Consider the following 16,300-nt stretch of genomic DNA (forward strand, 5'->3'; position numbering starts at 1 on the left):
CTTCAACCCATTACCACCACAACCCGAGGAAGACAAATGAAATACGCCCGCCACCTCGTCGCGCTGGCCGCCGGCCTGTGCGCGCTCGCCGCGAACGCCGTCGAGTTCCGCTCCGCAGACGTGCACAACAGCGACGACTACCCCACCGTCGCCGCCGTCAAGCACATGAGCGAACTGCTCGAGAAGCGCAGCAACGGCAAGTACAAGATCAAGGTGTTCAACAAGAGCGCGCTCGGCAGCGAGAAGGAGACGCTCGACCAGGTGAAGATCGGCGCGCTCGAGATGAACCGCGTCAACATCAGCGCGCTCAACTCGATCTGCCCGAAGACGCTGGTGCCGACGATGCCCTTCCTGTTCGACTCGATCGCGCACATGCGCAAGTCGCTCGACGGTCCGGTCGGCGAGGAGATCCTCAAGGGCTGCGAGCACGAGGGCCTGATCGGACTGGCCTTCTATGACAGCGGCGCCCGCTCGATCTATGCCAAGAAGCCGGTGAAGACGCTGGCCGACGCGAAGGGCCTGAAGATCCGCGTGCAGCAGTCGGACCTGTGGGTCGCACTCGTCAGCGCCATGGGCGCCAACGCCACGCCGATGCCGGCCGGCGAGGTGTTCACCGCGCTCAAGACCGGACTGATCGACGCCGCGGAGAACAACATTCCTTCCTACGACGGCTTCAAGCACTACGAGGCCGTGAAGTTCTATTCGCGCACCGAGCATTCGATGGCGCCCGAGATGCTCGTGATGTCGAAGGCGGTCTACGACAAGCTGCCGAAGGCGGACCAGGAGCTGTTCCGCGCGACGGCCAAGGAGTCGGTCGCGTTCCAGCGCAAGAAGTGGGACGAACAGGAAGCCAAGTCGCTCGAAGTGGTGACCAAGGGCGGCGCGCAGATCGTCGCGGACGTGGACAAGGCCTCGTTCCGCGCCGCCATGACGCCGGTCTATGCCAAGTTCATCTCGACGCCCGACCTGCAGCGCCTCGTGAAGACCGTGCAGGACAACAAATAAGAAGCGCGCTCCGGCCCTTCCCTCTCGCGGGGGAAGGGCCTTCATGATTTTCCAGGGACATCCCATGACACTGACCGTTCCCGCGGCAGACACCATCGCGACCGGCGCGCCGATCGAGCTCGAGCAGCTGGTCGACCCGCACGGCCGGCCGCCGTCCAATCACGCCTATTCGCGCTTCTGCGCCCTTCTTTCGAAGGCGAGCCTGATGCTCGCGGTCGCGATGCTGATCACCATCATCGTCTGCGTGCAATACCAGGTGGTCGGCCGCTACGTGTTCAACGACACGCCGACCTGGGCCGAAGGGCTCGCGCTGCAGCTGGTGCTGTACGTCACCGCGCTCGGCGTGGCCGTGGGCGTGCGCGACGCGGGCCACATCGGCCTCGATTCGCTGCTCGTGCTGCTGCCCGACGCGCTGCGGCTGAAGGCCGAGGTGCTGATCCACGCGCTGACCGCGCTCTTCGGCGGCATCATGGCCTGGAGCGGCTGGACCTGGACCACGCTCAAGTGGACGGACATCAAGCCGATGATGGGCGTGCCCGTCGGCCTGGACTACCTGGCGCTCGTGGTCGCGGGCCTGCTGATCGTGCTTTTCTCGATTGAACATGTCGTCGCCCTGCTGCGCGGCGAAGAAGTGGTGCCCGCGTGGAACTGACTGTCCTCTCCCTCGTTTTCCTGGTGCTGCTGGTGCTGGGCGTGCCGGTCGCGTTCTCGATCGGCCTGGCCTCCATCGCCACCGTGCTCTATGCGGGCCTGCCCGTGGCCGTCGTGTTCCAGAAGATGGTCGGCGGCATGCAGATCTTCTCCTTCCTGGCGATCCCCTTCTTCGTGTTCGCGGGCGAGCTCATGCTCTACGGCGGCATCGCCCAACGCATCGTGCGTTTCGCGAACAGCCTGGTAGGCCACGTGCGCGGCGGCCTCGGCATGAGCAACGTGGTGGGCTGCACGCTGTTCGGCGGCGTGGCGGGGTCGCCGGTGGCCGACGTCTCGGCCATGGGCTCGGTGATGATCCCGCTGATGAAGAAGGAAGGCTACGACGCCGACTATGCCGTCAACGTGACGACGCACGCGGCGCTGGTGGGTGCACTGATGCCGACCTCGCACAACCTGATCATCTTCACGCTCGCGACCACCGGCATCGCCTCGGTCAGCGTGCTGAGCCTGATCCTCGCGGGACTGATCCCGGCGCTGCTGCTCACGATCTGCAACCTCGGCGCGGCCTACTACGTGGCGATCCGCCGCGGCTATCCGATCCGCGGCGCCTTCCCGGGCTGGCGCGAGGTGCTCGCAGCCTTCATCGGCGCGCTGCCGGGACTGATGATCGTGGTGATCATCCTGGTGGGCATCCTCTCGGGCGTGTTCACCGCCACCGAGTCGGCCGCGACGGCGGTGCTCTGGGCCCTGGCGGTGACGGTGCTCGTCTATCGTTCGCTGAGCCGCAAGGACTTCTTCAAGGCGTGCGCGAAGGCCTGCAAGACCACCGGCGTGGTGCTGCTGCTGATCGGCATTTCCTCGGCCTTCGGCTACTTCATGGCACTGTACGAAGTGCCGCAGAAGACCGGCGACCTCATGACCAGCGTTTCGAGCAGCCCGTGGGTGATCTTCCTGATGATCAACGTGCTGCTGTTCGTGCTCGGCACCTTCCTGGACATGGCCGCCACGATCCTGATCTGCACGCCGATCTTCCTGCCGATCGCGATGCAGTTCGGCATGAGCCCCGTGCAGTTCGGCATCGTCATGCTGATCAATTGCGCCCTCGGCCTCAATACGCCGCCGGTGGGCACCACGCAGTTCATCGGCTGCGCGATCGGAGGGGTATCGGTCGGGCAGGTGATGCGGTCGATATGGCCTTTCTACGGCGCCCTGCTGATCTGCCTGATGCTCGTGACCTACGTGCCGGCGTTCTCGATGTGGCTGCCGGACCTCGTCAACTCGGTGAAGTAGCAGCGCGGCGATGACCCAGGCACCCTCCACCCCTGCGGCGCGCCCGCCGCACCGCATCCGCATCCACCCGGCCGACAACGTGGCCATCGTCGCCAACGACGGCGGCCTGCCCGCCGGCACGGTGTTCGACGACGGCCTGCAGCTCGTCGACAAGGTGCCGCAGGGCCACAAGGTGGCGCTGGTCGACCTCGCCGAAGGCGACGCGATCGTGCGCTACAACGTGGTGATCGGCCATGCGTCGAAGGCGCTGCCGCGCGGCAGCTGGGTGCACGAGCGCGTGATGACCATGCCGACCGCGCCCGGGCTCGACGGCCTGCCGGTCGCCACCGTCAAGCCGCCCGCCCTGCCGCCGCTCGAGGGCCACACCTTCGAGGGCTACCGCAATGCCGACGGCTCGGTGGGCACGCGCAACATCCTCGCCATCACGCAGACGGTGCAGTGCGTCGCGGGCGTCACCGAATTCGCGGTCCAGCGCATCAAGGCCGAGCTGCTGCCGAAGTATCCGAACGTGGACGACGTGGTCGCGCTCGAGCACGGCTACGGCTGCGGCGTGGCGATCGACGCGCCCGATGCGGTGATCCCGATCCGCACGCTGCGCAACATCAGCCTCAATCCCAACTTCGGCGGCGAGGTGATGGTGGTGAGCCTGGGCTGCGAGAAGCTGCAGCCCGAGCGTCTGCTGCCGCCCGGCGCCATTCCGATCACCGACCGGCGCGTCGATTCCGGCAGCGCCGAACTCGACGTGGTGTGCCTGCAGGACGAGGCGCACGTCGGCTTCATGTCGATGATCGATTCGGTCATGCGCCAGGCCGAGGTGCACCTCGCGCGCCTGAACGCGCGCCGCCGCGAGACCGTGCCCGCGAGCGAGCTCGTGGTCGGCGTGCAGTGCGGCGGCAGCGACGCCTTCTCGGGCGTGACCGCCAATCCCGCGGTGGGCTTCTGCACCGACCTGCTGGTGCGCGCCGGCGCGACCGTGATGTTCTCCGAGGTGACCGAAGTGCGCGACGGCATCGACCAGCTCACCTCGCGCGCCGCCTCGCCCGAGGTGGCCGAGGCCATGGTGCGCGAGATGGCCTGGTACGACGCCTACCTCGAGAAGGGCCGCGTCGACCGCAGCGCCAACACCACGCCCGGCAACAAGAAGGGCGGCCTGTCGAACATCGTCGAGAAGGCGATGGGCTCGATCGTGAAGAGCGGCAGCGCGCCGATCGCGGGCGTGGTCCCGCCGGGCGAGAAGGCCCGGCAGAAGGGGCTGCTCTACGCCGCCACGCCCGCGAGCGACTTCATCTGCGGCACGCTGCAGCTCGCCGCCGGCATCAACCTGCACGTGTTCACCACCGGCCGCGGCACGCCGTACGGCCTGGCCGAGGTGCCGGTGATCAAGGTCGCCACGCGCAGCGACCTCGCGCGCCGCTGGCACGACCTGATGGACGTGAACGCCGGCCGCATCGCCGACGGCGCGGCCTCGATCGAGGACGTGGGCTGGGAGCTGTTCCGCCTGATGCTCGACGTGGCCAGCGGCCGCAAGAAGACCTGGGCCGAACAGTGGAAGCTGCACAACGCGCTCGTCCTGTTCAACCCCGCACCCGTGACCTGAAAGGAACCATCATGGAAGACCTCCGAGGAAAGACAGCCCTCGTCACCGGCGCCAGCACCGGCATCGGCGCCGCCGTGGCCATCGCCTTCGCGGCGCGCGGCATGCGCGTGGCGGTGCACTACAACAGTTCGGCCGATGCCGCGAAGCAGGTGGTCGAGACCATCGCCGCGGCGGGCGGCGAAGCCTTCGCGCTGCAGGCCGACGTGCGCGACACGGCCGCGATCCGCGAATGCACGAAGCAGGCGGCCGCGCGCCTCGGGCGCATCGACGTGCTGGTGAACAACGCCGGCAGCCTCGTGAAGCGCGTGCCGATCGCCGAGTTCGACGACGCGCTGTTCGACGAGGTGATGCACATCAACGCACGTTCGGTGCTTGCGTTCTCGCGCGAGGTGGTGCCGCTGATGCGAGCGCACGGCGGCGGCAACATCATCAACGTGACCTCGGTCGCGGCGCGCACCGGCGGCGGCCCGGGCGCCTACCTGTACGCGGGCGCCAAGGGCTTCGTGAGCACCGCCACGCACGGGCTCGCGAAGGAACTCGTGGGCGACCGCATCCGCGTCAACGCGGTGGCGCCCGGCGTGATCCAGACGCCGTTCCAGGACCGCTTCTCGACGCCCGCGATGCTCGAATCCTTCCGCGCCGGCATTCCGATGGGCCGGCTCGGCACGCCGGACGAATGCGTGGGCGCCTTCCTCTATCTCGCTTCGGAGCAGCTTTCGGGCTACGTGACGGGGCAGGTGATCGAGGTCAACGGCGGGCAGTACATGCCCTGAGCACCGGCCTTCTTCCGGACCCGCGGCGACCCACAAACACAAGACGGAGACAGACGCCCGATGACCCACAAGAGCCGATCCCTTCTCGGCGCCCTCGCGCTCGCGCTGCTCGCGGGCCCTGCGGGCGCAGCCACCTGGGTCTACGTGTCGAACGCCGACAGCCGGGAGATCTCGGTGCTCGAGCTCGACCGCGCGCAGGGCACGCTCCGGCCCGTGCAGACGGTCGACGTCGGCGGCACCGTGATGCCGATGGCGGTGAGCCCCGACAAGCGCGTGCTGCATGCCGCGCTGCGCTCGCAGCCGTACCGCGTGGTCTCGCTCGCGATCGATCCGGCGAGCGGCAGGCTGCGCAAGCTCGGCGAGGCGCCGCTGGCCGACAGCATGGCCAACATCGACCTCGATGCGAGCGGCAAGTGGCTGTTCGCGGCCTCCTACCAGGGCGGCAAGATCTCGGTCAACGCGATCGGCAAGGACGGCGCCGCGGGCGCGATCCAGCAGCTGGTGCAGACGGGGCCGAACGCGCATGCGATCCATGCCGACGCGAGCAACCGCTTCGTGCTCGCCACCAGCCTCGGCGGTGACAACGTCTCGAGCTGGCGCTTCGATGCCGACAAGGGGCTGCTCTCGCCGAACGACCCGCCGCTCACCCAGGGCGCCGCCAAGTCGGGGCCGCGCCATTTCGTCTGGGACAAGGCGCAGCGCCACGTCTATCTGCTCGACGAGCTCGACGCCGCGCTCCACGTCTACGACTGGGACGCCGCCAGGGGCACGCTGTCGCTCCAGCAGAGCACCACCGTGCTGCCGCCGGGCTTCGACGGCAAGCCGTGGGCCGCGGACCTGCACCTCACGCCCGACGGCCGCTTCCTCTATGCCTCCGAACGCACCTCGAGCACGCTCGCTTCGTTCCGCGTCGACGGCGCGAACGGCCGCCTGCAGCCGATCGGCCACACGCCGACTGAGAAGGTGCCGCGCGGCTTCGCGATCGATCCGGCCGGGCGCTACCTGATCGCTGCCGGCCAGGAATCGCACGGCCTCGCGCTCTACCCCATCGACGGCGCCACCGGCGCGCTCGGCACGCCGGCACGCACCACCGTCGGCAAGAACCCGAACTGGATCGAAATCGTCGACCTGCCCTGACGGCGCAGGCCCTCATCACGTCAAAGCAACGCCCAAGGAGATCGCTCAATGCAACGCCGCACACTCATCCGCACCGCCCTCGCCTCGTCCGTCGCGGCCCTCACGGGGCTGCCCGCGCTGGCCCAGGGGAACTGGCCCACGGGCAAGGCCATCACCTACCTCGTGCCCTTTCCCGCCGGCGGCACCACCGACGTGCTCGCGCGCCTGATCGGCCAGAAGCTCGGGCCGGCCCTGGGCACCAACGTCATCATCGACAACAAGGGCGGCGCCGGCGGCAGCGTGGGCTCGGAGATCGGCGCGCGCGCGGCGCCCGACGGCTACACGGTGGTCGGCGGCACGATCAGCTCGCATGCGATCAACGTGAGCCTCTATCCCAAGCTCGGCTACGACCCGCAGAAGTCCTTCGCGCCCGTGACGCTGATCGGCACCAACCCGGTGGTGCTGGTGGTGAACCAGGCGAGCCCGTACAAGACGCTCAAGGACGTGCTGGAGGCGAGCAAGTCGAAGGCGGGCGGCCTGTCGTCGGCATCGGCCGGCACCGGCACCTCGCAACACCTCGCGCTCGAACTGCTCGCCTTCAAGTCGGGCGTGAAGTTCACGCACATTCCCTACAAGGGCAGCGGCCCCGCGATCCAGGACGTGATCGGCGGCCAGGTCGACATGATGTTCGACACCACGGTGGTGGCGGGTCCGCACATCCAGAGCGGCAAGCTGCGCGCGATCGCCGTGAGCTCGGCCAAGCGCCTGGCCTCGATGCCCGACGTGCCGACGGTGGCCGAATCGGGCATCGCGGGCCTGCAGGACTTCGAGGTGCTGTCGTGGCAGGCGGTCTTCGTGCCCGCGGGCACGCCGGCGCCGATCGTCGACCGGCTGCACGGCGAGATCCGCAAGATCCTCGCCACGCCCGAGATGCAGGACAAGCTCAAGGGCTTCGGCATGGAACCGGCGGACCTGAGCACCGCGAAGATCGCGGCCTTCCAGAAGGCCGAGGTCGAGAAGTGGGCGCAGGTGATCAAGGCGGCGGGCATCAAGGCCGACTGATCCTCCGAGGGCGGTCCGCGAAGCAGGGAAGCTCCTACGCGCGGGCCGCGGCGCGCTTTATAGAATGCCCGTCCGATCCGAATTGCAGGCATTCCACACGTGTCCGACCGCTCCGCCGTACTTCCGCAATACCTGTTCCCGAAGCAGGCCCTGACGAACTTCGCCGGCTGGGTCGCGGGCAAGGAACGCGGCGCCGTCACCACCTGGATCATCCGGCGCTTCGTGGCCAAGTACGGCGTGGACATGGGCGAAGCGCTCGAGTCGGACATCCAGCACTACAAGAGCTTCAACGAGTTCTTCACGCGCGCGCTCAAGCCGGGCGTGCGGCCGCTTGCGCAGGCCGACCTCGTGTGCCCGGTGGACGGCGCCGTCAGCCAGTTCGGCGCGATCGAGGGCGACCAGATCTTCCAGGCCAAGGGGCACAACTACACCACCACCGCGCTCGTCGGCGGCGATGCGTCGCTCGCGGCGCGGTTCGCGCACGGCAGCTTCGCCACGCTCTACCTGAGCCCGCGCGACTACCACCGCATCCACATGCCCTGCGACGGCCGGCTGCTGCGCATGATCCACGTGCCGGGCGACCTGTTCTCGGTCAACCCGACCACGGCACGCGGCGTGCCGGGCCTGTTCGCGCGCAACGAGCGCGTGGTCTGCGTGTTCGACACGGCACGCGGCCCCTTCGTGCTGGTGCTGGTGGGTGCCACCATCGTGGGCAGCATGGCCACGGTGTGGCACGGCGTGGTCAATCCGCCGCGCGGCGGCGAACTGCGCGAGTGGCACTACGCCGACCAGCAGCAGATCGTGCTGCGCAAGGGCGAGGAGATGGGTCGCTTCCTGCTGGGCTCCACCGTGGTGATGCTGTTCCCCGCGCCGCCGCTCGCCTTCAACCCCGAGTGGGCGCCGACCCGCGCGGTGCGGCTCGGCGAGGCCATGGCAAATTTCGCAGAGTTGTGAAGCTTTGTCTCAGGGGCCGCGTCCAGCATGCGGTCGCAGCTATAAAACTAGTAGCATCGTAATCCTTGCGCTATAGTCGCCCGCCAATGCGCGCCGACGAAGCAGCCCACAAGAACGCGAGGCGCCGGTCCTGCCCCGGACCGGCGGCCCGTCCAGTCCCGAGGAGATGATGTCGATGAGTACCAAGGAAAACGCAGCCATCAGCCAGTTGCTCGCACTGCTCGAGGCGCGTTACGCCCTGCGCGTGCTCTGGGCCCTGCGCGACGGCCATGCCCAGACCTTCCGGCTGCTGCAGGACAGCGTCGGCGGCATCACGCCCAACACGCTCAACACCCGCATCAAGGAACTGCGCGAGGCCGGGCTCGTGAGCCACGGCGGCGACGGCTACAGCCTCACGGTGAGCGGACAGGACCTGCTCAAGCGGCTGTCGGACCTGCAGGCCTTCGCGGGCAAGTGGCAGCTGGGGCAGGTCAGGAAGGCCGCGGCGCCCCCCATCCCGGCGACGGGTGCTTCCGCCGCCCCCGGCTCCGCGCCCGCCACGCCGCCCGGTCCCGCGGCCGCGCCCGGATCGCAGCCCCCCTCGCCTTCTTCGCCGCCCTCGCCCATCCCGCCCGTCGACGGGGCGGATTGAGCCGCACGGCGGCACGCCCCGGAGGCGTCGCTAAACTCGCCGGCTCCGGTCTGCTTTCCGCTCACCCTTCTTTTTCTTTCTTCATCCCCTCATCTGACGCAAGGAGCGTTCGACATGCCTACCACTTCCTCCGGCCTCCAATACGAAGACACCACCGTGGGCGACGGCGCCGAAGCCAAGGCCGGCCAGCACGTGCATGTGCACTACACCGGCTGGCTCTACAACGACGGCGTGCAGGGCGCCAAGTTCGACTCCAGCCACGACCGCAACGACCCCTTCGCCTTCTCGCTCGGCGCCGGCCAGGTCATCAAGGGCTGGGACGAAGGCGTGGCCGGCATGAAGATCGGCGGCAAGCGCACGCTGATCATTCCCCCGGCGCTCGGCTATGGCGCGCGCGGCGCCGGCGGCGTGATCCCGCCGAACGCCACGCTGAAGTTCGACGTCGAGCTGCTCGACGCGCATTGAAGGCTCGCCCCCAGGCTGCGCGGCACTTCGTGTCCGCTGCGCCACCCCCCTACCGGGGGCAACACCTGCGGCCCGGCGGAGCCGGTTCCGCGGTGTTTCGCGCGAAAACCGCCTCCGACACCGTGCTGCGGCCCTTTCTGGCCGCATTTTTTTGCTTGAAATGGTCCGGGCCAGCCCCATGTGGCTGGCTATCGTTTGTTTTCCGGCGCATGCCGGTTCTTTGAAAAATGTCTGACCCGCAACAATCCGAACAGAATTCGCAAATGCTGCAAGGCGAGCCAAGCCCCGAAGAACTGGAGGCCGCACAGGCGGCCAACGAAGCCGACGCGCAGAGCGCCCTCGCCGCCGCCCAGGGCGAGCTGGCCGCGCTGCAGACCAAGAACGCCGAACTGGCCGACCAGTACCTGCGTGCCCAGGCCGACGTGCAGAACGCACGGCGCCGTGCCGATGAAGAAGTCAGCAAGGCGCGCAAGTTCGCGGTCGAGTCCTTTGCCGAGAGCCTGCTGCCGGTGACCGACAGCCTCGAGGCCGGCCTCGCCGTGAAGGACGCCACCCCCGAGCAGATCCGCGAAGGCGCCGAAGCGACGCTGCGCCAGCTCAAGAGTGCGCTCGAGCGCAACAAGGTGCTCGAGATCGCGCCCGCGCCCGGCGCCAGGTTCGATCCGCACCAGCACCAGGCGATCTCCGTGGTGCCTGCCGACCAGGAGCCCAACACCGTGGTGAGCGTGCTGCAGAAGGGCTACACCATCAACGAGCGCGTGCTGCGCCCGGCGCTGGTGACGGTCAGCGCGCCCAAGTGAGCCCGCCCGCCTTCCACACGCTTCCCACAGGAAATCCCCGCTTCATACCTTGAATCGCGCCGGGTTATCCACAAGTTCATAACAACATTTTTTTCAGGCTTTCAGGAGTAAAGAACATGGCAAAGATCATCGGCATCGACCTCGGCACCACCAACTCGTGCGTGTCGATCATGGAAGGCAACACCACGCGCGTGATCGAGAACTCGGAGGGTGCGCGCACCACGCCGTCGATCGTGGCGTACCAGGAAGACGGCGAAGTGCTGGTCGGTGCCTCGGCCAAGCGCCAGGCGGTCACGAACCCGAAGAACACGCTCTACGCGATCAAGCGCCTGATCGGCCGCAAGTTCGAGGAAAAGGAAGTCCAGAAGGACATCGACCTGATGCCCTACACCATCGCGAAGGCCGACAACGGCGACGCATGGGTCGAAGTGCGCGGCAAGAAGATCGCGCCCCAGCAGGTCAGCGCCGACATCCTGCGCAAGATGAAGAAGACCGCCGAAGACTACCTCGGCGAGCCGGTGACCGAAGCCGTGATCACCGTGCCGGCCTACTTCAACGACGCCCAGCGCCAGGCCACCAAGGACGCCGGCCGCATCGCGGGCCTCGACGTCAAGCGCATCATCAACGAGCCCACCGCGGCCGCGCTGGCCTTCGGCCTCGACAAGCAGGACAAGGGTGACCGCAAGATCGCCGTGTACGACCTCGGCGGCGGTACCTTCGACGTCTCGATCATCGAGATCGCCGACGTCGACGGCGAGAAGCAGTTCGAAGTGCTGTCGACCAACGGCGACACCTTCCTCGGCGGCGAGGACTTCGACCAGCGCATCATCGACTACATCATTGCCGAGTTCAAGAAAGAGCAAGGCGTCGACCTGAGCAAGGACGTGCTCGCGCTGCAGCGCCTGAAGGAAGCGGCCGAGAAGGCCAAGATCGAGCTGTCGAACAGCGCGCAGACCGACATCAACCTGCCCTACATCACCGCCGACGCGAGCGGTCCGAAGCACCTGAACATCAAGCTCACGCGCGCCAAGCTCGAGAGCCTGGTCGACGAGCTGATCGAGCGCACCATCGCGCCCTGCCGCCTGGCCATCAAGGACGCGGGCATCAGCGTGTCGGACATCAACGACGTGATCCTGGTCGGCGGCATGACCCGCATGCCCAAGGTGCAGGAAAAGGTGAAGGCCTTCTTTGGCAAGGACCCGCGCAAGGACGTGAACCCCGACGAGGCCGTGGCCGTCGGCGCCGCCATCCAGGGCCAGGTGCTCTCGGGCGACCGCAAGGACGTGCTGCTGCTCGACGTGACCCCGCTGTCGCTGGGCATCGAGACCATGGGCGGCGTGATGACCAAGATGATCACGAAGAACACCACGATCCCGACGAAGTTCGCGCAGACCTTCTCGACCGCGGAAGACAACCAGCCGGCCGTGACGATCAAGGTGTTCCAGGGCGAGCGCGACATCGCCGCGGGCAACAAGCTGCTCGGCGAATTCAACCTCGAGGGCATCCCCCCGGCACCGCGCGGCACGCCGCAGATCGAAGTGAGCTTCGACATCGACGCGAACGGCATCCTGCACGTCGGCGCCAAGGACAAGGGCACCGGCAAGGAAAACAAGATCACCATCAAGGCGAACTCGGGCCTGTCGGAAGACGAGATCCAGAAGATGGTGAAGGACGCCGAGCTCAATGCCGCCGACGACAAGAAGAAGCTCGAGATCGTGCAGGCGCGCAACCAGGGCGAGGCCATGGTGCACAGCGTGAAGAAGTCGCTTGGCGAGCACGGCGCGAGCCTCGATGCCGGCGAGAAGGACAAGATCGAAGCCGCGATCAAGGAACTGGAAGAAGCCCTCAAGGGTGAAGACAAGACCGTGATCGAGGAAAAGACCAACGCGCTGATGACCGCGAGCCAGAAGCTCGGCGAGAAGGTGTATGCCGACGCGCAGGCCGCCGCGGGTGCCGCCGGCGGAGCCGGTGCCGCCGCCGGCCCGGAAGCTGCGAGCGCGCCGGCCGACGACAACGTGGTCGACGCCGAAGTCAAGGAAGTCAAGAAGGACTGAGCCTCGGTCCTTCGCACAAGGCTGGATCACCTCCACGGGTGTTCCAGCCTTTCTCGCTTCAAGTTAAGGCTTCACGCCCGCCCCGACCGAACCAGCCATGGCCACCAAACGCGACTACTACGAAACCCTCGGCGTTCCCAAGAACGCGAGCGAGGAAGAGATCAAGAAGGCTTATCGCAAGCTCGCGATGAAGCACCACCCGGACCGCAACCACGGCGACACCAGCAAGGACGCCGAGGCCAAGTTCAAGGAGGTCAAGGAAGCGTACGAAATGCTGTCCGACAGCCAGAAGCGCGCGGCCTACGACCAGTACGGCCACGCCGGCGTCGACCCCAACATGCGCGGCGGCCCGGGTGCCGACGGCTTCGGCGGCTTTGCCGAGGCCTTCGGCGACATCTTCGGCGACGTGTTCGGCGGCGGCCGCGGCCGCACGAGCGGTGGCCGCCAGGTGTTCCGCGGCAGCGACCTGAGCTATGCGATGGAGATCACGCTCGAGGAAGCCGCCGACGGCAAGGACGCCCAGATCCGCATTCCGAGCTGGGACGACTGCGGCACCTGCAAGGGCAGCGGCGCCAAGCCCGGCACCAAGCCGATCACCTGCACCACCTGCCACGGCGCCGGCGCGGTGCAGATGCGCCAGGGCTTCTTCAGCGTGCAGCAGACCTGCCCCACCTGCCACGGCAGCGGCAAGATCATTCCCGAGCCCTGCACCACCTGCCACGGCCAGGGCAAGATCAAGAACAACAAGACGCTCGAGGTCAAGATCCCGGCCGGCATCGACGACGGCATGCGCATCCGTAGCACCGGCAACGGCGAGCCCGGCACCAACGGCGGCCCGCCCGGCGACCTGTACATCGAGATCCGGCTCAAGAAGCACGACCTCTTCGAGCGCGACGGCGACGACCTGCACTGCGTGGTGCCCGTGAGCATCACGACCGCGGCACTGGGCGGCGAGATCAGCGTGCCCACGCTCAAGGGCGCGGCAGCCATCGACATTCCCGACGGCACGCAGAGCGGCAAGCAGTTCCGCCTGCGCGGCAAGGGCATCAAGGGCGTGCGTTCGAGCTACCCGGGCGACCTGTACTGCCACGTGCGCGTCGAGACGCCGGTCAAGCTCACCGAGCACCAGCGCAAGCTGCTGAAGGAACTCGACGAGTCGCTCAAGAAGGGCGGCGAGAAGCACAGCCCCACCGACAAGGGCTGGTTCGACAAGGCCAAGGAATTCTTCAGCTGAAGACCGCCTTCGGCCTCCGCGGGGCGCCTGCCCGGGCGCCCTGCCCCGGCGGCGCACAGCCGGCCGGCGGCTTGCCGGCCACGCCGGTTCTCCTGTGATTTCAAGTAGTTAGCAGCGCCCGCGGCCGGCGGACCGGCCACCGCGCGCCCCTTCGCACGCCCATGGTGCGCTGCGAACTCCTTCGGTGCCGCGCACCACGACAACCCGCTCTGCGGAAGCACGCCGACCGTGCGTTGGCGCGCTTTCCCACGCCCACATGCGCAAGCGGCCCATCAAAAGATGGCGCGCAGATTGCTTTTATATTTTTTTGAGCTGAGCAATAAACCTAAACAGCATGCCGAGCGTTATTGGCATGTCAGCTTTGGGCCGTTGGAAGCTCAATAGGGGGTGTTTTCCCGGAAAAGACTTGATGACCGCATATGCCGATCGCCATAGGTATTTTCACTGTGGGTCGGGGTGGAGCGAAGTCCGTTTGCCGAACCTCGAAATTTAGCTGGATTTGCCAAATGCTGCGGGTGTTTGTAGGGAACTTTACTCGGCACTGTGGTTCTGATTTAACAAATAAAAATCCGGGTGCACTCTTTGCTTTATGCTGTTTGTGCAGATTGTGATTAAGGGAGTTTTCCACGGCTTGCAGCCATGGGGCGGCACACCTTTAAAAAGATGCGACGCATTGCGGCTGCTGGCCTCGGGCGAATACCCGCAGACCTGATGGAGGCGTGACCATGGATGTGATCAGCAACTTTGCCGCCCGCTACGAGCGCACTCGCGAGGAAGTCCTCTCGCTGCAGGACTACCTGGATATCTGCAAACGCGATCCCACCGCGTATGCGACGGCCTCCGAGCGGATGCTCAAGGCGATCGGCGAGCCCGAGCTGGTCGACACGCGCAACGACCCGCGGCTCTCGCGGATCTTCGCCAACAAGGTCATCAAGATCTACCCGGCGTTCAAGGAGTTCTACGGCATGGAGGACGCCATCGAGCAGGTGGTGTCGTACTTCAGGCATGCCGCCCAGGGCCTCGAGGAGAAGAAGCAGATCCTCTACCTGCTCGGCCCGGTGGGCGGCGGCAAGAGCTCGATCGCCGAGCGCCTCAAGCAGCTCATGGAGCACGTGCCCTTCTACGCCATCCAGGGCTCGCCGGTCAACGAGACGCCGCTCGGCCTCTTCAACGCCGTGGAAGACGGCGAGATCCTCGAAAAGGAATACGGCATTCCCCGCCGCTACCTGAACCGCATCCTCTCCCCCTGGGCCGTCAAGCGGCTCGAGGAGTACGGCGGCGACATCCGCCAGTTCAAGGTGGTCAAGCGCTACCCCTCGGTGCTGCGGCAGATCGCGGTGGCCAAGACCGAGCCGGGCGACGAGAACAACCAGGACATCTCCTCGCTGGTCGGCAAGATCGACATCCGCAAGCTCGAGACCTATGCGCAGGACGACCCCGACGCCTACGCCTACTCGGGCGGCCTGTGCCTCGCGAACCAGGGCCTTTTGGAGTTCGTCGAGATGTTCAAGGCGCCGATCAAGGTGCTGCACCCGCTGCTCACGGCCACGCAGGAAGGCAACTTCAAGGGCACCGAGGGCTTCGGCGCCATTCCCTTCGACGGCATCGTGCTCGCGCACAGCAACGAGAGCGAATGGAAGGCCTTCCGCAACAACAAGAACAATGAGGCCTTTCTCGACCGGATCTACATCGTCAAGGTGCCCTACTGCCTGCGCGCCTCGGAAGAGATCAAGATCTACGAGAAGCTGGTGCGCAACTCCTCGCTCTCGAAGGCGCCCTGCGCGCCCGGAACGCTGCGCATGATGGCGCAGTTCTCGGTGCTCACGCGCCTGAAGGAGCCCGAGAACTCGAGCATCTACAGCAAGATGCAGGTCTACGACGGCGAGAACCTCAAGGACACCGACCCGAAGGCGAAGTCGATCCAGGAGTACCGCGACTACGCGGGCGTCGACGAAGGCATGAGCGGCGTGTCGACGCGCTTCGCCTTCAAGATCATCTCGAAGGTGTTCAACTTCGACAGCTCCGAGGTCGCGGCCAACCCGGTGCACCTGATGTACGTGCTGGAGCAGCAGATCGAGCGCGAGCAGTTCCAGCCCGAGACCGAGCAGAAGTACATCAGCTACATCAAGGAACTGCTGGCGCCGCGCTATGCCGAGTTCATCGGCAAGGAGATCCAGACCGCCTACCTCGAGAGCTACAGCGAGTACGGCCAGAACATCTTCGACCGCTACGTGACCTACGCCGACTACTGGATCCAGGACCAGGAGTTCCGCGACGTGGACACGGGCGAGGTGTTCGACCGCGCGGCGCTCAACGCCGAGCTCGAGAAGATCGAGCGGCCCGCGGGCATCGGCAATCCGAAGGACTTCCGCAACGAGATCGTCAACTTCGTGCTGCGCGCACGCGCGGGCAATGCGGGGCGCAACCCGGCATGGACGAGCTACGAGAAGCTGCGCGCCGTGATCGAGAAGAAGATGTTCTCGAACACCGAGGAACTCCTGCCGGTGATCAGCTTCAACACGAAGAGCAGTGCCGAGGAACAGAAGAAGCACGAAGACTTCGTGACCCGCATGGTCGAGAAGGGATACACGGCCAAACAAGTGCGTCTGCTCTGCGAGTGGTACCTGCGGGTGCGCAAGAGTTCATAGCGACAGTGACCGCGGCGAGG

Annotated in this window: 14 protein-coding genes; all 14 read left to right on the forward strand. The window is 66.6% G+C overall.

The features are described 5' to 3' along the window. Positions 1-36: 36 nt before the first annotated feature. Positions 37-1,005 (forward strand): TRAP transporter substrate-binding protein, encoded by a 969-nt coding sequence (locus tag M2165_RS25490; RefSeq protein WP_280817339.1) that lies wholly within the window; start codon positions 37-39, stop codon positions 1,003-1,005. Positions 1,006-1,210: 205 nt separating this feature from the next. Further along, on the forward strand, positions 1,211-1,657 hold the full coding sequence (locus tag M2165_RS25495) for a TRAP transporter small permease (protein ID WP_280817621.1): 447 nt from the start codon (positions 1,211-1,213) through the stop codon (positions 1,655-1,657). Next, on the forward strand, positions 1,648-2,946 hold the full coding sequence (locus M2165_RS25500) for a TRAP transporter large permease (RefSeq protein WP_280817340.1): 1,299 nt from the start codon (positions 1,648-1,650) through the stop codon (positions 2,944-2,946). Before M2165_RS25495 ends, M2165_RS25500 begins: the two co-directional genes overlap by 10 nt. Before the next feature lie 10 nt (positions 2,947-2,956). Further along, complete coding sequence (gene garD, locus M2165_RS25505; RefSeq protein WP_280817341.1) at positions 2,957-4,543, forward strand: galactarate dehydratase; 1,587 nt, start codon at positions 2,957-2,959, stop codon at positions 4,541-4,543. 11 nt (positions 4,544-4,554) lie between these two features. Next, entirely contained in the window at positions 4,555-5,316 is a 762-nt protein-coding gene (locus tag M2165_RS25510; protein WP_280817342.1) for an SDR family NAD(P)-dependent oxidoreductase, read from the forward strand. A 60-nt stretch (positions 5,317-5,376) separates the two neighbouring features. Continuing rightward, entirely contained in the window at positions 5,377-6,453 is a 1,077-nt protein-coding gene (locus tag M2165_RS25515) for a beta-propeller fold lactonase family protein (protein WP_280817343.1), read from the forward strand. Positions 6,454-6,501: 48 nt separating this feature from the next. Next, complete coding sequence (locus tag M2165_RS25520) at positions 6,502-7,494, forward strand: tripartite tricarboxylate transporter substrate binding protein (protein WP_280817344.1); 993 nt, start codon at positions 6,502-6,504, stop codon at positions 7,492-7,494. Positions 7,495-7,593: 99 nt separating this feature from the next. Continuing rightward, positions 7,594-8,448, forward strand: a complete 855-nt coding sequence (gene asd / locus M2165_RS25525) for an archaetidylserine decarboxylase (protein WP_280817345.1) — start codon at positions 7,594-7,596, stop codon at positions 8,446-8,448. Positions 8,449-8,623: 175 nt separating this feature from the next. Next, positions 8,624-9,079 (forward strand): helix-turn-helix domain-containing protein, encoded by a 456-nt coding sequence (locus M2165_RS25530; RefSeq protein WP_280817346.1) that lies wholly within the window; start codon positions 8,624-8,626, stop codon positions 9,077-9,079. Positions 9,080-9,193: 114 nt separating this feature from the next. Further along, positions 9,194-9,544 carry an FKBP-type peptidyl-prolyl cis-trans isomerase gene (locus M2165_RS25535; RefSeq protein ID WP_280817347.1) on the forward strand — a complete coding sequence of 117 codons (351 nt, stop codon included), beginning with the start codon at positions 9,194-9,196 and terminating at the stop codon, positions 9,542-9,544. A gap of 227 nt (positions 9,545-9,771) precedes the next feature. After that, on the forward strand, positions 9,772-10,344 hold the full coding sequence (grpE, locus tag M2165_RS25540) for a nucleotide exchange factor GrpE (RefSeq protein ID WP_280817348.1): 573 nt from the start codon (positions 9,772-9,774) through the stop codon (positions 10,342-10,344). A 116-nt stretch (positions 10,345-10,460) separates the two neighbouring features. Then, positions 10,461-12,398: a molecular chaperone DnaK gene (gene dnaK, locus M2165_RS25545; RefSeq protein WP_280817349.1), complete on the forward strand. Its 1,938-nt coding sequence runs from the start codon at positions 10,461-10,463 to the stop codon at positions 12,396-12,398. Positions 12,399-12,495: 97 nt separating this feature from the next. Then, positions 12,496-13,632 (forward strand): molecular chaperone DnaJ, encoded by a 1,137-nt coding sequence (gene dnaJ / locus M2165_RS25550; protein ID WP_280817350.1) that lies wholly within the window; start codon positions 12,496-12,498, stop codon positions 13,630-13,632. A gap of 725 nt (positions 13,633-14,357) precedes the next feature. Continuing rightward, the gene (locus M2165_RS25555; RefSeq protein WP_280817351.1) at positions 14,358-16,280 is read left to right on the forward strand and encodes a PrkA family serine protein kinase; all 1,923 of its coding nucleotides are present in this window, start codon (positions 14,358-14,360) and stop codon (positions 16,278-16,280) included. The last annotated feature ends 20 nt before the right edge of the window (positions 16,281-16,300 follow it).

The sequence above is a fragment of the Variovorax sp. TBS-050B genome, from assembly GCF_029893635.1.
Classification (GTDB): Bacteria; Pseudomonadota; Gammaproteobacteria; order Burkholderiales; family Burkholderiaceae_C; genus Variovorax.

Excerpts from the sequence above, each read along its gene's own strand:
- M2165_RS25490 (WP_280817339.1), top strand. The coding sequence starts at position 37 with ATGAAATACGCCCGCCACCTCGTCGCGCTGGCCGCCGGCCTGTGCGCG.
- M2165_RS25495 (WP_280817621.1), top strand. The coding sequence starts at position 1,211 with ATGCTCGCGGTCGCGATGCTGATCACCATCATCGTCTGCGTGCAATAC.
- garD (WP_280817341.1), top strand. The coding sequence starts at position 2,957 with ATGACCCAGGCACCCTCCACCCCTGCGGCGCGCCCGCCGCACCGCATC.
- M2165_RS25510 (WP_280817342.1), top strand. The coding sequence starts at position 4,555 with ATGGAAGACCTCCGAGGAAAGACAGCCCTCGTCACCGGCGCCAGCACC.
- M2165_RS25515 (WP_280817343.1), top strand. The coding sequence starts at position 5,377 with ATGACCCACAAGAGCCGATCCCTTCTCGGCGCCCTCGCGCTCGCGCTG.
- M2165_RS25520 (WP_280817344.1), top strand. The coding sequence starts at position 6,502 with ATGCAACGCCGCACACTCATCCGCACCGCCCTCGCCTCGTCCGTCGCG.
- M2165_RS25530 (WP_280817346.1), top strand. The coding sequence starts at position 8,624 with ATGAGTACCAAGGAAAACGCAGCCATCAGCCAGTTGCTCGCACTGCTC.
- M2165_RS25535 (WP_280817347.1), top strand. The coding sequence starts at position 9,194 with ATGCCTACCACTTCCTCCGGCCTCCAATACGAAGACACCACCGTGGGC.
- grpE (WP_280817348.1), top strand. The coding sequence starts at position 9,772 with ATGTCTGACCCGCAACAATCCGAACAGAATTCGCAAATGCTGCAAGGC.
- dnaK (WP_280817349.1), top strand. The coding sequence starts at position 10,461 with ATGGCAAAGATCATCGGCATCGACCTCGGCACCACCAACTCGTGCGTG.
- dnaJ (WP_280817350.1), top strand. The coding sequence starts at position 12,496 with ATGGCCACCAAACGCGACTACTACGAAACCCTCGGCGTTCCCAAGAAC.
- M2165_RS25555 (WP_280817351.1), top strand. The coding sequence starts at position 14,358 with ATGGATGTGATCAGCAACTTTGCCGCCCGCTACGAGCGCACTCGCGAG.